17 protein-coding genes are annotated in these 15,508 nt (G+C 54.5%); 4 read left to right on the top strand and 13 right to left on the bottom strand.

Annotated features, from left to right (window positions below; genetic code table 11):
• Window positions 1-40: 40 nt before the first annotated feature.
• The 7 genes from nusB to panB all read right to left on the bottom strand — a co-directional run bounded on the left by nusB (window position 41) and on the right by panB (window position 5,040).
• Window positions 41-490, bottom strand: a complete 450-nt coding sequence (gene nusB / locus QEH53_RS05110) for a transcription antitermination factor NusB (RefSeq protein ID WP_309022064.1) — start codon at window positions 488-490, stop codon at window positions 41-43.
• Window positions 491-494: 4 nt separating this feature from the next.
• Window positions 495-965 carry a 6,7-dimethyl-8-ribityllumazine synthase gene (gene ribH / locus QEH53_RS05105; RefSeq protein ID WP_309022062.1) on the bottom strand — a complete coding sequence of 157 codons (471 nt, stop codon included), beginning with the start codon at window positions 963-965 and terminating at the stop codon, window positions 495-497.
• A 115-nt stretch (window positions 966-1,080) separates the two neighbouring features.
• Window positions 1,081-2,163 carry a 3,4-dihydroxy-2-butanone-4-phosphate synthase gene (gene ribB / locus QEH53_RS05100; RefSeq protein ID WP_309022061.1) on the bottom strand — a complete coding sequence of 361 codons (1,083 nt, stop codon included), beginning with the start codon at window positions 2,161-2,163 and terminating at the stop codon, window positions 1,081-1,083.
• 101 nt (window positions 2,164-2,264) lie between these two features.
• Window positions 2,265-2,636, bottom strand: coding sequence for an aspartate 1-decarboxylase (panD, locus tag QEH53_RS05095; RefSeq protein WP_191615397.1), 372 nt, complete (start codon window positions 2,634-2,636; stop codon window positions 2,265-2,267).
• 19 nt (window positions 2,637-2,655) lie between these two features.
• Entirely contained in the window at window positions 2,656-3,453 is a 798-nt protein-coding gene (locus QEH53_RS05090) for a type III pantothenate kinase (protein WP_309022060.1), read from the bottom strand.
• The gene (gene panC, locus QEH53_RS05085) at window positions 3,450-4,223 is read right to left on the bottom strand and encodes a pantoate--beta-alanine ligase (RefSeq protein ID WP_309022059.1); all 774 of its coding nucleotides are present in this window, start codon (window positions 4,221-4,223) and stop codon (window positions 3,450-3,452) included. Before panC ends, QEH53_RS05090 begins: the two co-directional genes overlap by 4 nt.
• Before the next feature lie 4 nt (window positions 4,224-4,227).
• Window positions 4,228-5,040, bottom strand: a complete 813-nt coding sequence (panB, locus tag QEH53_RS05080; protein ID WP_309022058.1) for a 3-methyl-2-oxobutanoate hydroxymethyltransferase — start codon at window positions 5,038-5,040, stop codon at window positions 4,228-4,230.
• Window positions 5,041-5,260: 220 nt separating this feature from the next.
• Between panB and QEH53_RS05075 the strand changes: the two genes are divergently transcribed.
• On the top strand, window positions 5,261-6,553 hold the full coding sequence (locus QEH53_RS05075; protein WP_309022057.1) for a UDP-N-acetylglucosamine 1-carboxyvinyltransferase: 1,293 nt from the start codon (window positions 5,261-5,263) through the stop codon (window positions 6,551-6,553).
• Between the two features lie 14 nt (window positions 6,554-6,567).
• Here QEH53_RS05075 and QEH53_RS05070 read toward each other — a convergent pair whose 3' ends face one another.
• From QEH53_RS05070 to QEH53_RS05060, 3 genes are all read right to left on the bottom strand, one after another.
• Window positions 6,568-7,344, bottom strand: coding sequence for a type 1 glutamine amidotransferase (locus QEH53_RS05070; RefSeq protein ID WP_309022056.1), 777 nt, complete (start codon window positions 7,342-7,344; stop codon window positions 6,568-6,570).
• Window positions 7,345-7,454: 110 nt separating this feature from the next.
• Window positions 7,455-8,045 carry a hypothetical protein gene (locus QEH53_RS05065; protein WP_309022055.1) on the bottom strand — a complete coding sequence of 197 codons (591 nt, stop codon included), beginning with the start codon at window positions 8,043-8,045 and terminating at the stop codon, window positions 7,455-7,457.
• Window positions 8,046-8,066: 21 nt separating this feature from the next.
• Complete coding sequence (locus QEH53_RS05060; protein WP_309022054.1) at window positions 8,067-8,558, bottom strand: RNA polymerase sigma factor; 492 nt, start codon at window positions 8,556-8,558, stop codon at window positions 8,067-8,069.
• Between the two features lie 415 nt (window positions 8,559-8,973).
• Here QEH53_RS05060 and QEH53_RS05055 point away from each other — a divergent pair, with 415 nt between their 5' ends.
• The 3 genes from QEH53_RS05055 (at window position 8,974) to QEH53_RS05045 (ending at window position 12,813) form a co-directional block, all read left to right on the top strand.
• On the top strand, window positions 8,974-9,825 hold the full coding sequence (locus tag QEH53_RS05055) for an HDOD domain-containing protein (RefSeq protein ID WP_309022053.1): 852 nt from the start codon (window positions 8,974-8,976) through the stop codon (window positions 9,823-9,825).
• 2 nt (window positions 9,826-9,827) lie between these two features.
• Entirely contained in the window at window positions 9,828-10,952 is a 1,125-nt protein-coding gene (locus QEH53_RS05050) for an ATP-binding protein (protein ID WP_309022052.1), read from the top strand.
• Window positions 10,953-11,061: 109 nt separating this feature from the next.
• Window positions 11,062-12,813 carry a DEAD/DEAH box helicase gene (locus QEH53_RS05045; protein WP_309022051.1) on the top strand — a complete coding sequence of 584 codons (1,752 nt, stop codon included), beginning with the start codon at window positions 11,062-11,064 and terminating at the stop codon, window positions 12,811-12,813.
• 99 nt (window positions 12,814-12,912) lie between these two features.
• On the opposite strand, the gene gmk is transcribed toward QEH53_RS05045, so the two are convergent.
• From gmk to miaB, 3 genes are read right to left on the bottom strand one after another with little or no spacing between them, the layout of a single operon-like run.
• Window positions 12,913-13,527, bottom strand: a complete 615-nt coding sequence (gene gmk / locus QEH53_RS05040) for a guanylate kinase (protein ID WP_309022050.1) — start codon at window positions 13,525-13,527, stop codon at window positions 12,913-12,915.
• 4 nt (window positions 13,528-13,531) lie between these two features.
• Window positions 13,532-14,077 (bottom strand): hypothetical protein, encoded by a 546-nt coding sequence (locus QEH53_RS05035; protein WP_309022049.1) that lies wholly within the window; start codon window positions 14,075-14,077, stop codon window positions 13,532-13,534.
• An 18-nt stretch (window positions 14,078-14,095) separates the two neighbouring features.
• The gene (gene miaB / locus QEH53_RS05030; protein WP_309022048.1) at window positions 14,096-15,457 is read right to left on the bottom strand and encodes a tRNA (N6-isopentenyl adenosine(37)-C2)-methylthiotransferase MiaB; all 1,362 of its coding nucleotides are present in this window, start codon (window positions 15,455-15,457) and stop codon (window positions 14,096-14,098) included.
• Window positions 15,458-15,508: the final 51 nt, after the last annotated feature.

The following is a 15,508-nucleotide window of genomic DNA, read 5'->3' as shown; positions in this document are numbered from 1 at the left end:
AGAAACTAGCCTCTATAAACGCATTGTACCCGCTAATTAGCTACTCCCAACTCGCCGTGCGAGAAGGACGATCAAGACCGCCCTTAAGCTTGTCCAAAATACCGTTTACGAATCGGCGAGATTCCGCAGTAGAAAATTCCTTACTCAAGTCGATCGCTTCATTGATCGTCACGACTGGGGGGATGTCTTTGCGGTAGAGCAGCTCGTAAGCCGCAAGGCGCAGGATCGCTAGGTCGATCTTGGCTATGCGCTCGAATTCCCAGTTTTTGGCCAGACCCATAATCTGGTCGTCGATCTCCATGGAGTATTCGATGATGCCGTGGATCATCTCCTCAGCGAAATTGTAGTAGTCGCGCTTCTCTTCGAGGCCTTCGAAGAAAACCGTGAGATCGTTGGCAAGGTCGGTCGGACGATTGATGGACCAAGCGTAAATGTACTGCATCGCGGCGACGCGACACTGACGGCGTTGAGTTTTTTTTCCCTCAGACATGTCTTTATAAATAGTTGCGGCGCAGCTTCGCCATTTCGAGGGCGCATTGCCCAAACTCTGAACCCTTCGGGATCGATCCGATGCAGCGTTCGCGCACTTGTTCCTCATTTTCTCCCACAATCAAGCCCGCTACTACCGGCGTACCGGTCGAAACCGCCACCTGCTGGAGCCCATGGTTCGCCGAGTCAGACACCATCTCGTAGTGGCGCGTGCCTCCTGCGATGACGACGCCCAATGCTATCACCGCATCGAACCTACCCGAGTCGACCAAGAACTTGGCTGCCACTGGCAGCTCGTTAGCTCCCGGGACGCGCTCCACGACAATTGCATCTTCGGCTACCCCAGCCTGCTTGAGAGCGGCGAGCGCTCCATCGAGCAAGCCCGCGACATATTCTTCGTTGAATCGGGCTGCCACGACACCGATCCGAAAGTCGGACCCGTCTATTTTCAGCGCGGATGGCGATAGTTGGCTCATGATAAGAACAAATTAAGAACAGCTACGTGAGAGGAAGGGCAACTTGCGACCCTACCCCTTGTTGTAAAGGCAAAAGGCGAATCAGAATTCCAACTCCGATTCACCGCACCCTCGTTCAAAGACCCACCGTTTCTACGATCTCGAGGCCATAGCCGTCGAGGGCGATCACGTTGCGGCTTGTCTGGGAGAGCAAGCGGATCTTTTTCAGCCCGATCGCAGACAGAATCTGGGCGCCAATCCCGTACTCGCGCAGGCTCATCGTCTTGTCCTCCGGGGAGTTAACCAATCCCCCGCCCGGGCGACGAATGTAAACGATAGCCCCGCTGCCTTCCGCCGCGATGCGCTTCATCGCCAAGCCAATGGAGTCCTCGCTCGGGTTTCCCTTTGGATGAAAGATATCTTTTATCACGTTTTCCGCATGCACCCGCACGAGCGTCGGCCCTTCGCCAATCTTGCCCGCCACCAATGCCACGTGCTCGCGACCGTCGAGCAGGCTGCGGAAAACCTTCATCGTAAAATCGCCGTGCTCGCTGGCGTAAGGCTTCTCGCTCACCAGCTCGACCAGGTTTTCCCGCTCGTGGCGGTATTCGATCAAGGAGGCGATCGAGATGAGCTTTAGGCCGAAACGTTTCTTGAACTCGTGGAGCTGCGGAGTGCGAGCCATAGTCCCGTCGTCGTTGAGGATTTCGCAAATCACCGCGCACGGGAATTGGCCCGCGAGCGACGCCAAATCCACGGCGGCTTCGGTGTGGCCAGCTCGTTCGAGCACGCCGCCCGATTTCGCCTTCAAAGGAAATACATGACCCGGCTGCACCAGCTCGTCTGGACGGGTGTCCGGATTGGCGAGCAACTCGATGGTGTGAAAACGATCGTAAGCGCTGATCCCGGTAGTGATACCCTCCGCCGCATCGACAGAAACGGTGAAGTCGGTCTTATGCGACTCGCGATTTTCCTGCACCATGGGGCTAATTCCCAAGCGGTGCAAATGGTGCGGAGTGCAAGGTACGCAAATCAGGCCGCGGGCGTGCTGGATCATCAGATTCACGTTTTCCACCGACGCTTTCGACGCGGCGAAAACGAGATCGCCCTCGTTCTCACGATCCTCGTCATCGGTCACGATCACCGGCTTGCCCGCTGCGATGTCAGCGATCGCATCTTCAACCGAATCAAAAACTACTTCATCTGCGTTATCCGCCATAATCTCGCCAGCAAAACCTCGCCCAACGATCCTGACAACCCGATAAGCGTAGCGCGGAGTATTAGCCCGCGTTACGCGGAGAATCTAGCGATTGCCCTCCCCTAAGGCCGACGAATCGGTGGCTCGCCGACGTGCTTGATGGAATTGTCCGCGTTTACCATCACCAGCTTCGGCTTAAAAGCGTCGATATCCGCATCGTCCACTTCCTGGAAGCTACAGATGATCACTTTGTCTCCGCGATGCACCAAGCGAGCCGCCGCGCCATTGAGGCAAATTTCGCCAGGCTTGCCCCAAATCACGTAGGTGGTGAGGCGGTTTCCATTGTCGATGTCATAGACATCCACCTTTTCGAACTCCACCAAATCGGCCGCCTTGCACAAGACGGGGTCGATGCTGATCGAGCCTTCGTAGTTCAGATCCGCATCCGTGACCGTAGCTCGGTGGATCTTCGACTTTAACATGTGTCGCTTCATATCAAAAAATTCCTCATCTTCAGGCTTCCGCCTCTTCCTTTTCAGGTTCGGCTGGATTCCAGGCCAGCATCGCATTCACGCCGCGCAACACGAGGTCGGGCACGATTTCATCGAACAAACCCGCATCTCGATAGAGCTGGGAGAACCCACCGGTCGCCACGATACGCGTCGGCTCGTCGCCAAATGCTTCATCGCGAATTCGCTCCACCAACCCCCGGATCATTCCAAGGTAGCCAAAATACAAGCCGCTTTGAATCGCCTCGGTGGTCGAGCGACCCACAGCCCGCTTTGGAGCATTTATCTCCACGAACGGTAGCTTAGCCGTTTTGGAACCCAAGGCTTCCATGGCCAAGCCCAAACCCGCGCAAATCGACCCGCCGAGATATTCGCGATTGGCCGATACCGCGTCCAAAGTGATCGCCGTACCAAAATCAACAACAACGACATTGCTTTCTGAATACATCTCTGTCACCGCAATCGCGTTGGCGATGCGGTCTGCTCCTACTTCCAGCGGATTGCGCGTCTTGATCTTCAAACGCGTCTTCACGCCCGCTTCCAAGAAGAGCGGTTCCAGCGCGAAATAAATGCGGCAGGCATTTCGCAACGAATGCACTTCATCCGGCACCACGCAGCTGATCCCGATCCGCTCGACCCGTGAAGGGTCGACTCCATGCTCACGCAAGACGGCTACCAAAAAGAGCCCGATCTCATCGCGAGAGGAGTGAGAGCTTTCCTTGCGAAACTGCGTTACCAGACGATCACCGTCATAGACAGCTCCATGCATTTGCGTATTACCGACATCGATACAAAGATTCATCGAGCCACCTTTCTTTCTACATTGTCAATTAAGCGCACCCCTTCGAGCACGACCGCCCCGAGCCGCCGATCTCCTCGATCAGCGACGTATTCGGGTTCAAACCCAGCAGCCGACAAAGCAACCATCGCAGCCTCCTCGCTTTCCGCCGTATTCAAAACTTGGTTAAAACGTGCCGCTAGCTGCAAGCCTTCCGCAGACAAGCGGCGATTTCGCGAACTCATAGCCAGTCCGCTCTCTTCTCGAATAGTGGGGCAAGCAACGATTTCAACCGGCAGAAAAAAAGCCTCTACTAGCCCTTTAACCAACTGCAGTTGCTGCCAGTCCTTTTCGCCGAAATAAGCGCGTGTGGCGTTGCCCACCATCAGAAGTTTCAACACCACCGTCAACACTCCATCGAAGTGGCCGGGGCGGTGTTCTCCCTCAAGCTCAGTCGACAGTTGCGATTCGCTAATCTTGTAGCGATAATCATCTGGATACATGTCATCGTAGGATGGGGCGAATACCGCATCAACCCCGAGCTCCTCGAGCACTCGTAAGTCCTCTTCGAATACAGCCGGATACTTGTCGTAGTCTTCTTGCTTATTGAACTGGGTGCGGTTGAGGAAAATGCTCACCGCTACGTGATCATTCTCGACCAGGGAGCGCTTCACCAGTTCAAGGTGGCCCTCGTGCAGCCCACCCATGGTTGGGATAAAACCGAGCGAGGCGGTACCCACAGTTTCACTACGCCAGGAACGGTAGGCCTCTACCGTCTGCAAAACAGTCGTCATGGCCCTAGTTTCCGAGCTTCGCCATACGGGAGGAGTACTCTCCCTCCGCAGGGAACGCCGCTCCGCGCACGTCCGCGCAGTAGCGATCGACCGCGTGGCCGATGCGCTCGCTGAGCGTGTCGTACTTGCGAGCGAAACGTGGTTGGAAGCTGGCATCCATGCCAAGCAAATCATTGATGACCAAAACTTGGCCGGAAACATCCGGACCGCAGCCGATACCGATAGTAGGTATAGCGATTGCGTTGGTCACCTGCGCAGCGACATCACCCGGGATACACTCCAAAACGATCGAGAAACAACCGGCTTGCTCAAGCATCTGGGCGTCTTCGATCAATGCTCGGGCAGCGGCATCGCTTTTGCCCTGCATCTTGAATCCGCCGAATTCGTTGACCGATTGGGGTGTCAGACCGAGATGCCCCATCACGGGCACGCCGCTTTCGACAATGTGCTCCACGAGCTGGATGTTGCCCTTGCGGCGCTCGAGCTTAACCGCATTGGCGCCCGCTTTCATCAGCTGGTCCACGGCGTCCATGGCTAGGTCGATACCCTTGCGGTTGGAGAGAAAAGGAAGATCGGCAACGATCACTTTGTCTGGCGCGCCACGGCGCACTGCAGCCGTATGCGAGGCGATCATCTCGACGGTCGCGTGAACAGTGCTGTCGAATCCATGTACGACCATGGCACAAGAATCGCCAATAAGGATCGAATCAACGCTCGTCGCGCTAACAATTTTCGCGGTCGCGGCATCGTAGCAGGTCACCATCGTGATCGCCTTGCCGTCCGCCTTCCACTTCTGGAAGTCAGGTATGTTTTTCATAGTTCGGGTGCCTGTCACAGGGATCAGGATCCTAATTTGAGTTTATACTGAATTCTTGGTGCCTCGGGTCGCTGGAGAAAGCCTCTCAACGCTCGAGGTCGATGTAACAAACGAACGAAACCCATTTTTTCAACGCAAAACGGATTGATTCACATTCGGCCCTGCTTTCCGGTTGAAATGCGCTGGGCGGATCGCGAAGCTCCGAGGCGAATCATCCTACATGGCAAACCTCATCGTACACGGCGGCAAACCTCTCTCCGGAACCATCACCCCATCGGGCAATAAAAATGCGGTCTTGCCGATTTTGTGCGCTACGCTCCTGACGGACGAGCCGGTGGTGTTGAGCAATGTGCCCGCTATCACCGATATCGAAAAGCTGGTCAGCTTCTTCCGTGAATTGGGTTCGCGAATCGACTGGGACCGCGACGCCAAGACGATGCAGCTGGACCACTCGGATCTTGGCTCAGACTTCGACCCGCAGACGTTGCCGCAGGGCATGCGCTCAGCGGTCCTGCTCTTCGCCCCTCTCCTGCAACGCTTTAAGGAAATCCTCCTCGACTCCAACCCCAAGGGTTGCGCCCTAGGAATCCGCGAGCTCGACCCTCATCTTGAAATTCTAACCTGCCTCGGAGCCAAAGTTGCCCACACTGGCGAACTACGACTCAGCATCGAGGACAACTTCAAAGCCGCCTCGCACTGGGCAGACTACATGTCGGTGACCACCACGGAAACTTTCGTCATGGCTGCAGCGACAGGCGCAGGCGTTTCTACCCTAACCAACGCCGCCAGCGAGCCGCACGTACAAGACCTTTGCCGATTCCTGCAGAGCATGGGCGCTCAAATTGAAGGTATCGGTACCAGCGTCTTGACAGTGACAGGCGTCGAATCCCTTACCGGCACGGAAGCGGCCATCTCATCCGACCACCACGAAGTAGCGACTTTCCTAGCCTTGGGAGCGATCACTGGCGGCGACGTTCGGATCTCCGAATCCGTCCCCAAGCATTTTGAGCTCATCAACCGAAGCTTCGCAAAACTCGGGGTCAACATCACCTACGAAGGCGACACCGCCATTTGCGGCCCGAAGCAGAGCCTGCGAATTCAGCAGCCCTTCACCTCTAACTTGCTACCAAAGATAGAAGCAGCCCCGTGGCCATACTTCCCCGTCGACTTGCTTCCGCCGATGGTCGCTCTAGCTACCAGAGCGGAGGGCGTGATGCATTTTTGGAACAAGGTCTACGAAGGCGGATTCGCTTGGCTTCCCGAGCTCGTGAAGTTCGGTGCCCACGCCGTTTTGAGCGATCCGCACCGAATAATAATCTTTGGCCAACGCCCCATGCGCCCCGCCGAAGTCGAGGCTCCCTACATCATTCGAGCCGCCGTCGCCTTGTACATGACGGCCGCCAGCATCGAAGGACGCAGCATCGTTAAAAATGCGGATCCCATCCGCCGCGCCCACCCGCAATTTGCAGAAAACCTGCGCAAGCTGGGCGCCGAGATAGAGTGGGACGGATGAAGCGCCGGTCGCTACTAAGATCGCCTTAGGCTCAAGCTCGACTCGCTTTTCTTTTGCCTACTGGCGGAACGGACACGCTTGGCGAAGTTTTGTAACATCCGCCCCTGGCGTTCGCACTCGCAGGCATTGATGCGCTGCTGGTAGGAGGTGGGAACGTTTTCCACGAACCCACTCTTTTCAAAGGCTTGCCAGAGGTAGCGAAGATCTTCGCTGTCCATCTCCGGGTGAAACTGGACTCCTGTCAAAAGTCCGTCGTAGGAGAACGCTTGGACCGGAGTATGAGCGGTAGAGGCAAGAAGCTCGCATTTGGGCGGCAGGGTCATAACCGCGTCGTTGTGGGTTTCCACAGACCAGATGCAACCACCTCCGATTCCTTCGAAAACGAAGTGCTGCTTCCCTTTTTCTGAAATACGGATGGCTGGCGCTCCCAGCTCCATCCCCTCGGGATGGCGGGAAACATGCCCTCCCAGGGCACGCCCCAAAAGCTGAGCTCCGTAGCAAATCGCGAAGAGCGGGATTCGGTTGTTCTTACAAATCGCGATCAGATCGAGCAGATGGTCATTGAAAACCGTATCTACCCAAGCAGACGCTTCCGAGCCTCCAAGAATCACGCCATCCGCCTTCATTGCCCTTCGGCAGAGTTCCGCATCCTTGGCAGTCGTGTACTCGCAAACCAAGCCTTCGACATCCCGCAAGCAGGCTTCGAAACACGAGCGCGAGCTCCACAGCGATGATCCGTCCTCAGACTTTAGGGACAGGTCCAGCGGGTCGATTATGAGCAGTTTGGACATGAGTACACCTTGCTGGAAACCCATTAAGCGCACCATAAAAAAAGGCGACATAGCCTAACACTAAGAACGCCCTTTCACACGATTTTAAATTGCCTTGGGTGACAGTAGGCTCATTCAACGAGAGCGAAGAGCCGGTCGCTATCTTCCCACAGCGTCACGTCGTTCGCCGCGAGATGCACTTCGCGGTCCGAAGCTTTCAGCTCTCTGAGCGAACCGTCGAGCGAAGCAATATAGAGGCTGCAAAGCACGCCCGTGGTCCGATTCCGAACCCGCATGTGCACACCTTGCTGTCCTTCGAGGAAGCAATAGCGAGCTCCCACCACTTCATAGGCAGAAAGAAGCCCCTGCTTAACCTGTGGAGTCACCGAAAAAGCCAGGTCCTTCAACCCATTTTGTACTTCGTCGAAAGAGTGAGCCTCAACGTCAAACGGACGCACGCCATTGTGGCGCATCGCGATTTCTCCTGCCACCTTGGTCGCAAATTTGGACACGTCGTAGTTCTTTCCAATTTGGAAAGAGGCGAGCATCACGAAAACTGCCGCTGCTGCTACCGGCAGCCAAGGCCGCCACCACGCTCTGTCATGGAGCTCTTTAGCTTTCTGGCCGCGGGCGAGTATGGTTTGGACTGAAGCTGCCGTCAGGCTTTCCGCCATGAAACACTCGCGGATCTTCTGGTCTAACTGTTGATCGTTCGTAGTCATCTTTTGTAAATGAGAAGTAACTTACTTCTTCTTTGCGTCACGAAACTCTCCTCCGAATGCCTTGGCTAACTTTTGGCGGGCTCGGTGGATGTGACTGAGAATGGTTCCCCGCGGAGAACCGGTCTGTTCTGATATTTCGGTTGCCGTGAAGCCCTCCACCACGTTGAGATAGATTGCTTCCCGCTCCTCTGGACGGAGCTTACCGAGGACGAGCTCCATGTCTAGGGAGACGCCGTTCGATTCGCCCTTGCCGGGTTCCGGCGACTTTTCGAGCGGTTCAAACTGCACGATTTTGTCGCGGCGCTTGATGTCATAAAAAAGGTTTCTAATCGTCCTAAAAAGAACGGGGGTGCCTTCGACACGGCCGTAGGCTCGCATCAGTTTGAGCCACGCCTGCTGCACCAAATCTTCCGCATCTTGGTGATGACGGGCAATCGAGAGCGCATAACGATAGCCCGCCTGAACGAGCTCGGTCTCAGTGAGGGACTTTCGAGCAGTGTTGGAGGAGGTCATCGGTTCGCTAGATAAATTGGGAAAAGTAAGGGCTTCGGCGCTCATGATCAACTCGGTTCTTAAATTCTATTCGCCTCTGGAGTGTCGGCGGATGGCGGGACGACCAGTGCAGGACTCCGCTTGCTGAGCAAACGCCCCGAGAATTCGCCTGATTGCCGAAATTAACAGCTAGCAAATTATTCCTTCGAAGCGCTCCTAACCGAGAGCCACAGTTCAACCCTCTCCAGTTGGCATGTCAGCAGGGATACTTATCTTCTCAATGAAGCAACATCTGAAATACGGCCAAGAGTTTTTCTTCCAAACACTAAGCCAAGCAAAGAGCTCGCTCGACATGCTGAGTGGCAATTGGCAAAAAATCCCGATAAGCTACTAAGCATCAAGTAGCATTCTGCCGATACCCTAGGCTAACGACCCAATGGACCCCTCACCCACGGACAACAGTTTTGAAGAAACCGTCAAAAGCATCGGAGACCTGCACGGAAACATGGCAGTTCTCGCGAAACTCGACGCTGTGCTTAGAAACCTAGATACCGATATTTCTGAGCCCGAGCGCCTCATCCAGTCTGACGGAGCAATTTCCGGCACCATCGTCCAAATCAGCAATAGCCCCCTATTCGGTTTCGGCGAAAAGAGCGATAACATCGCCACCGCCCTTCAAAAGGTCGGCTACAACCAAGCCCTCAAACTCGTTGGCATGGCCCTTTCCAAGCAGGTCTTCATGAGAGACCTGGAATCGTACGGAATTACCGCCGACAGCTATTGGCGATACAGTTACTTCACCGCTGTATTCCTCGAACGCCAGGCCAAGAATCTCGGGATCGACAGCGACCAAGCTTACCTCTTCGGACTGCTGCACAGTATCGGACGCGTCGTCGTTAACGAGATCTTGCACACTCGCGAAATCGAAGTTTTCTGGGATAGGTTCATCCCCGAGAAGGAGTGGGAGTTGATGATGATCGGCTTCACCAACCAAAAAGCCGGTGCACTCCTCCTCGGCCTTTGGGATTTCCCAGCTGATCTTTGCACCCGTATCGAGACCCAAAACGACTCAGTCGCCCAAAAAGGCGACCTTCTCCTTTCGATACTAGACTACGCTCGCATACTAGCCAACCACCTCATAGATCCACCACGTCTGAGAGCCCTTTGCAAAGCTGGATCCCACCCCGCCCAAGCCAAGTTACGTACGTCCGCCCCCGAGTTGATAAAGGAAGTATCGGAGGTTGAAGCTCATGTCGAAGAAGTATATGCAAGTCTGAAAGAGTGTTAGAAATGAGTGAAGCACCGAAAAAAACTGGAGTATTCAATATTTCGATACTTGACGACAGTCCGTCCACTCGAAACATTGCGAAATACAGCCTCGAACAGAACCTGCCTTGCAACGTCACGCTGTTTTCCGACCTACCGAGCCTCCTTGGCAACGTCCCACGAGCCACGCCAGACCTAGTACTTTTGGAGGACAACGAAGATAGCGACGTAGGAATCTCAGCATGTGAGTCCCTCAAGAATGCTCCTATCTCGAAAAACATCCCTGTTTTCTTTTTATCCTCTAAGAAGGATCCAACTAAGCGCGTCGCCGCTCTGAAAGCCGGCGGTATTGATTTCCTATTAAAGCCATTCTACCCAGAGGAACTCGTAACCAGAGTACGGATACATATTCAGATGCACAGGCTGCGCATTGAAAACACCGCGCAGATAGCGGAACAAAAAGCGCTCCTTCGCGTCCTCTGTCACGACCTTGTCAATCCGATTTTCGCCGCCCACAGCCTCCTCGACCTGAAACACAGCCTCGGAAAACCGGTAGACGAGAGCACACTTAAAACCGTAATCGGCTGTTGCCAAAGTGCCTTGGACATCGTCACCCATGTCCGCGAGGAACACTCGCTCGTAAAAACAAACAAACAATTCAGGAGCGAAACCGTAGACTTGCGCGAAGCCTTCGAGGAAGCTCGTAGCACGCTCGGTGAAAGGCTCGCGAAGAAAGAGATCCGTTTGGAGCTGAAATGCGAGGATGGGCTTCAACTCGAGATAAAGAGAGTCGTGCTCGTGCACAACATTCTCAACAATCTCCTTACCAACGCGATCAAGTTCTCGCACGAGGGCAGCCAGATCCAGATGAGCGGCCGAAAGGACCCAACTGAGCAGTTTTGCACGATCGAAGTCCGCGACTACGGTATCGGCATGCCTCCCGAAATTTTGAAAAACGTCTTCAGGGACGCGGCAAAAACGTCAAGGGCTGGCACCTCAAACGAAGCCGGCACCGGATTTGGCATGCCGCTCGTAAAGCGCTATGTGGAGAAGAGTGGCGGAGCCATAAGTATCGCTTCGCAAGAAGCGGGGAAAGGCGTGTCGATTCAAGAGCAAGGCACAACTATCAGGCTCAACTTTCCTCTGTAATTGGTCAGGAGCGACCTTGGTCGTAGTCCCGCTCCGGGAGCTCCTCTCGTCAGAAAACAGCCTAAATTTCCTATACTTGGGTAAGGTCTTAAAATAGCTTGCCCGGCTTATGTACAAACTCAGGACGTACCAGCAGGAAGCTGTTGATAGCACCCTCCAACACTTCAGGAAAAAGCGGACGCCGGCAGTGATCGTTTTGCCGACTGGAGCGGGCAAGAGCCTCGTGATCGCGGAACTGGCCAAAATCGCAAAGGGCCGCGTCTTGGTATTGGCTCACGTCAAGGAACTGGTGGAGCAAAACCACCTGAAATACGAAAGCTACGGCCTGCAGGCGGGGATCTACTCAGCGGGCCTGAATCAAAAGGACAGCAAGCGAAAGGTTATCTTCGGCAGCATCCAATCGGTCGCGAACGCCAACGCCGACTTCTTTAAAGACTTCACCCTCCTTGTGATCGACGAGTGCCACCGCGTGGGCCTCGAGCCGGACAGTCAGTACGCGAAAGTAATCAAACAGCTCAAGCTGAACAACAGTCGCATTTGCATCCTCGGCCTAACCGCCACCCCGTACCGCCTCGGACTAGGCTGGATCTACAACGTCGCCCTCCGCGGAGAGGTGAAAACGCAGGAGCTTCGCTTCTTCAAGCACTGCATTTACGAACTGCCCCTGCAATATATGATTCGGAACGAATACCTGACGCCACCCGTCAAGGTCGACATTCCGGTCACGTCCTACGACTTCTCCGAACTTGTGGAGGGAGGCAAAACCTACACCATGGCCCAACTCGAAGAAGCGCTGCAGCAACAAAGACGCCTTACGCCTCTAATCATCAAAAACATCGTCGACATCACCGAAAGCTACCAGCGGCGCGGCGTGATGATATTCAGCTCCACAGTAAAGCATGCCCAGGAAGTGATGGAGAGTCTTCCCGACGGGCAAGCCCGACTCGTCCTGGGCGATACGGACGATAGCGAACGCGACCAGATTATAGAAGCGTTCAAGAAGAGAGCATTTAAGTACCTGGTGAACGTATCCGTTCTCACTACCGGTTTCGACGCAGCCCACGTCGATGTTATCGCGATCCTGCGGCCCACCGAGTCCATCAGCTTGTACCAGCAAATTATCGGCCGTGGCCTTCGTTTGGATACAGGCAAGAAGGATTGCCTCGTCCTGGATTACACGGGAATGGGCCATAGCATCTTCAGCCCCGAGGTAGGCGAGAGGAAACCAGTGCCTGAGTCGGTGGCCGTGCAAGTGCCCTGCCCTGAGTGCGGATTCATAAACGATTTCTGGGGCAGAGTCGATGACGATGGAAACGTCATCGAACACTTCGGCCGGAAGTGTCGCGGAGGTACTCAAAATCCAGATACCTACGTGTTCATCCCGTGTGGATATCGCTTTCGCTTCAAGGTCTGTGAACAATGCTCGGCTCAAAACGATATCTCCGCCCAAGAATGCCATAGCTGCGGCAGCGTGCTTATCGATCCGGACACAAAACTCAAGCAGGCTAAGCTTTCCAAAAGCGCACATGTGCTCACGCCGGACTCAATCGAAATGCTGGAACGTTTCGACAAGAATGGGAATGCCTACCTGCAGGTCAGGTACTACGATTACGATGCCCGTTACCTTTCCGAGATGCACTACGTGAACAATCAAACGAGCCTCAAGAAGTTTAATGTCAACTTTCTGAGATCGCACCTGAAGCGTCCAGAGATGACGCTCAACATCAGCTCAGTGGACGAGATTGTGCAAATGCAGCCACAACTCAGAATGCCCGCATTCGTGATCGGCCGCAAACAGGGAAAGTTCTGGAAAATCACCGAAAAGATATTCGCGGAAGAGCTCCGGTCGGTGACTCATTGACAGAGAAGGTTGGAGAATTTTGTCTTCGAAAGACAAAAAAGACCAATCAATCTCGGTGCTTCTTGGCCCACTTCGTGGGGAAAATAAATCTCTCCCAACCTATCCTAAGCGCAAGGACCGCAACTTCTCAGCCTTCCAGATTCCGAGCAAGGAAACATAATCCTCGTCCTTTGTCTTGGTCGTGATGACGTAGTCGAACTCTGGCCAAAGGGTCACCTCCCCCTTCGCAGTCTGTATACGGCGCTCTATCTCAGCTTCGTCATCCTTACCGCGCCCGCGCAGGCGTTCACGCACGACCTCCAAATCTGGTGGCAAGATAAAGACCGTTACCAAACGCTTAGACAAGAGCTCGTCCCCTTCCGCTGCGGCCTTGATATTAGCCACTCCTTGCACATCGACGTTCATCACAATATCAATATGCTGACCGAGCTTGTCCTGTATAGATTTTTTCAATACGCCGTATCGGTTGGTATGTACTTTCGCCCATTCAAGGAACGCACCGGTCTCGATTGCCCGATCGAATTGCCCGTCGTCGAGAAAGTGATAATCGACCCCATCCCTCTCGCCCTCCCGCGGCTGACGCGTGGTGCAAGTCACCACCCGCTCCACATTATCGAGCTCCACTACCATTCGCTCGCAAAGCGTCGTCTTACCGCTACCAGCGGGACCAGCGAGCACAAGGAGGAGTGAGACGTCTTCTTTGGGAGCAACCATTGCCCTAAAAAGTGAATGCTACGCCGGAGAGAATTACGCCGTAGATCGTCAATACCATCGCCAGCGTCTTTCCGCGTGACTCCTGTCCAAACGCCCAACCGAAGAAATCGCGTAAGCGGTACGGAGCATATGCCAAATAGAGCGACAAAGCGATACCAGCATAGACCGGCACTACCATAAGGAGACGCAGAGGTTCTTCATAACGCATCCAAGCGCTATCCACTAGCATGTCCGCAAAAAACAAATACAAGATGCAGCTCGCCCGAACGGAGAGAAAATCCGCTGCATACTTGAAGCTTAAGACACCCAGTATTCCAAACCCTATGAGGATGTATTGCTTGTAGTCTCCATAGTCCATTGAACCGAGGTGCCACACCTTCCACCCTGTCCACACCATGGCCAAGATCATGAGAGCCTTGCCCGCCTGTTCGGATCGAGGAAAATTACGGGCAATGGCCGAGGCCGAGCTGTACTTGAGTAGGAGGCTGCCTCCGGCGGCAAGCAGCAAGAGCCCGAAAAAGAGGGACGATTGGGTGAGGCTAAGTTCCACAGTGAGATGAGAAAAGGTTTAGGCGTCCACCCCGGCAAGCACCAAGTCACCATAGACCGTGCTAGCTGTGGCACGGTCTATCTTCAAATCGACGAGTTGGCCAACGAGACGCGGATTCGCGTCGAAAATCGCGTTTCTCCAGCCTCGTGTGTGACCCACATACTTGTCGCCCTTCTTGGCCGGTCCTTCCACAAGGACCTGCTCCGTGGTGCCTAACAGCCCTTCGTTGCGTGCGAGGGAATGTTTGTGCAACAGGTCGAGCAACACCTGGTTGCGGCGCTCCTTCTCCTCCTGAGGAATCTGGTCAGGCATCGTTTCAGCAGGGGTGCCGGTGCGGATGCTGTACTTGAATATGTATGCCATATCGTAGCGAATCTCGTCGAAGAAAGCAGCCGTTTCATTGAAATCGGCTTCCGTCTCTCCCGGGAATCCCACGATGATATCCGTCGAAAAATACATGCTCGGCACCATTTCCCGAAGCGAGTCGACGATTTCGCGATAACGATCCTTGGTATAAGGGCGATTCATCGCCCGCAGTGTCTTATCGCATCCTGACTGCAAAGGCAGATGGATGTACTCGCAGAGCTTTGAGAGATCGCGGTAGGCCTCCACTAGATCCTGCTTGAACCCTCGCGGGTGCGGCGACGTGAAACGGATCCGTTCGATCCCCTTGACATCCTGGATCTTCTCAAGGAGCTGCACAAACGGCGATTTGCCGCCCACCACTGGAAACTCGCGACGACCGTAGCTGGTGACGATTTGACCGAGCAAAGTAACTTCCTTCACCCCGCTTTCCGCCACCCGAGTCACCTCGTCCACTATTTCCTCGATCGGGCGAGCCCGCTCGCGGCCACGGGTTTTCGGTACGATGCAGAACGCGCAATTCATGTTGCAACCCTGCATGATGGACACGAAGGCGCTGACTTGCCCCTTCTTGCCCAGATGGTCGCGAATGGTGTTTTGCGAGCCTTCTTCAGCGTCGAGGTCAATGATCGAGCTCGGACGCGGGCCTTGACCATTCAAGCTTTGGATCAAGTTGTCCAAGTGATCGGGAACACGATGAAATTTCTGCGTCCCTACAACCAAATCTAGGTCCGGCAGTCGATCCACCAAGGTCGAACCATGGTTCTGCGCCATACAGCCCATGACCCCGATCACGAAGTTCGGGTTCTCTCTTTTCCTCTTCTTGAGGTAGCCCGCCTTGCCGATAGCTTTCTGCTCCGCCTGGTCGCGTACGCTGCACGTATTCAGCAGCACAACATCTGCATCATGTTCAGTATCAACGATGCTGTACCCGCGATGACGTAGGTCCGAAGCGACTTGCTCGCTGTCTCGCTCGTTCATCTGGCAGCCGTAGGTCTTGATGTATACACGATTCATGGTCGAAAAGAACCCAAACGCCATAGAGGTGATCAGATTTAGGTCAATCCT

This window comes from Pelagicoccus sp. SDUM812002, assembly GCF_031127835.1.
Classification (GTDB): Bacteria; Verrucomicrobiota; Verrucomicrobiia; order Opitutales; family Opitutaceae; genus Pelagicoccus.
This window is presented reverse-complemented; position numbering and strand designations above follow the sequence as displayed.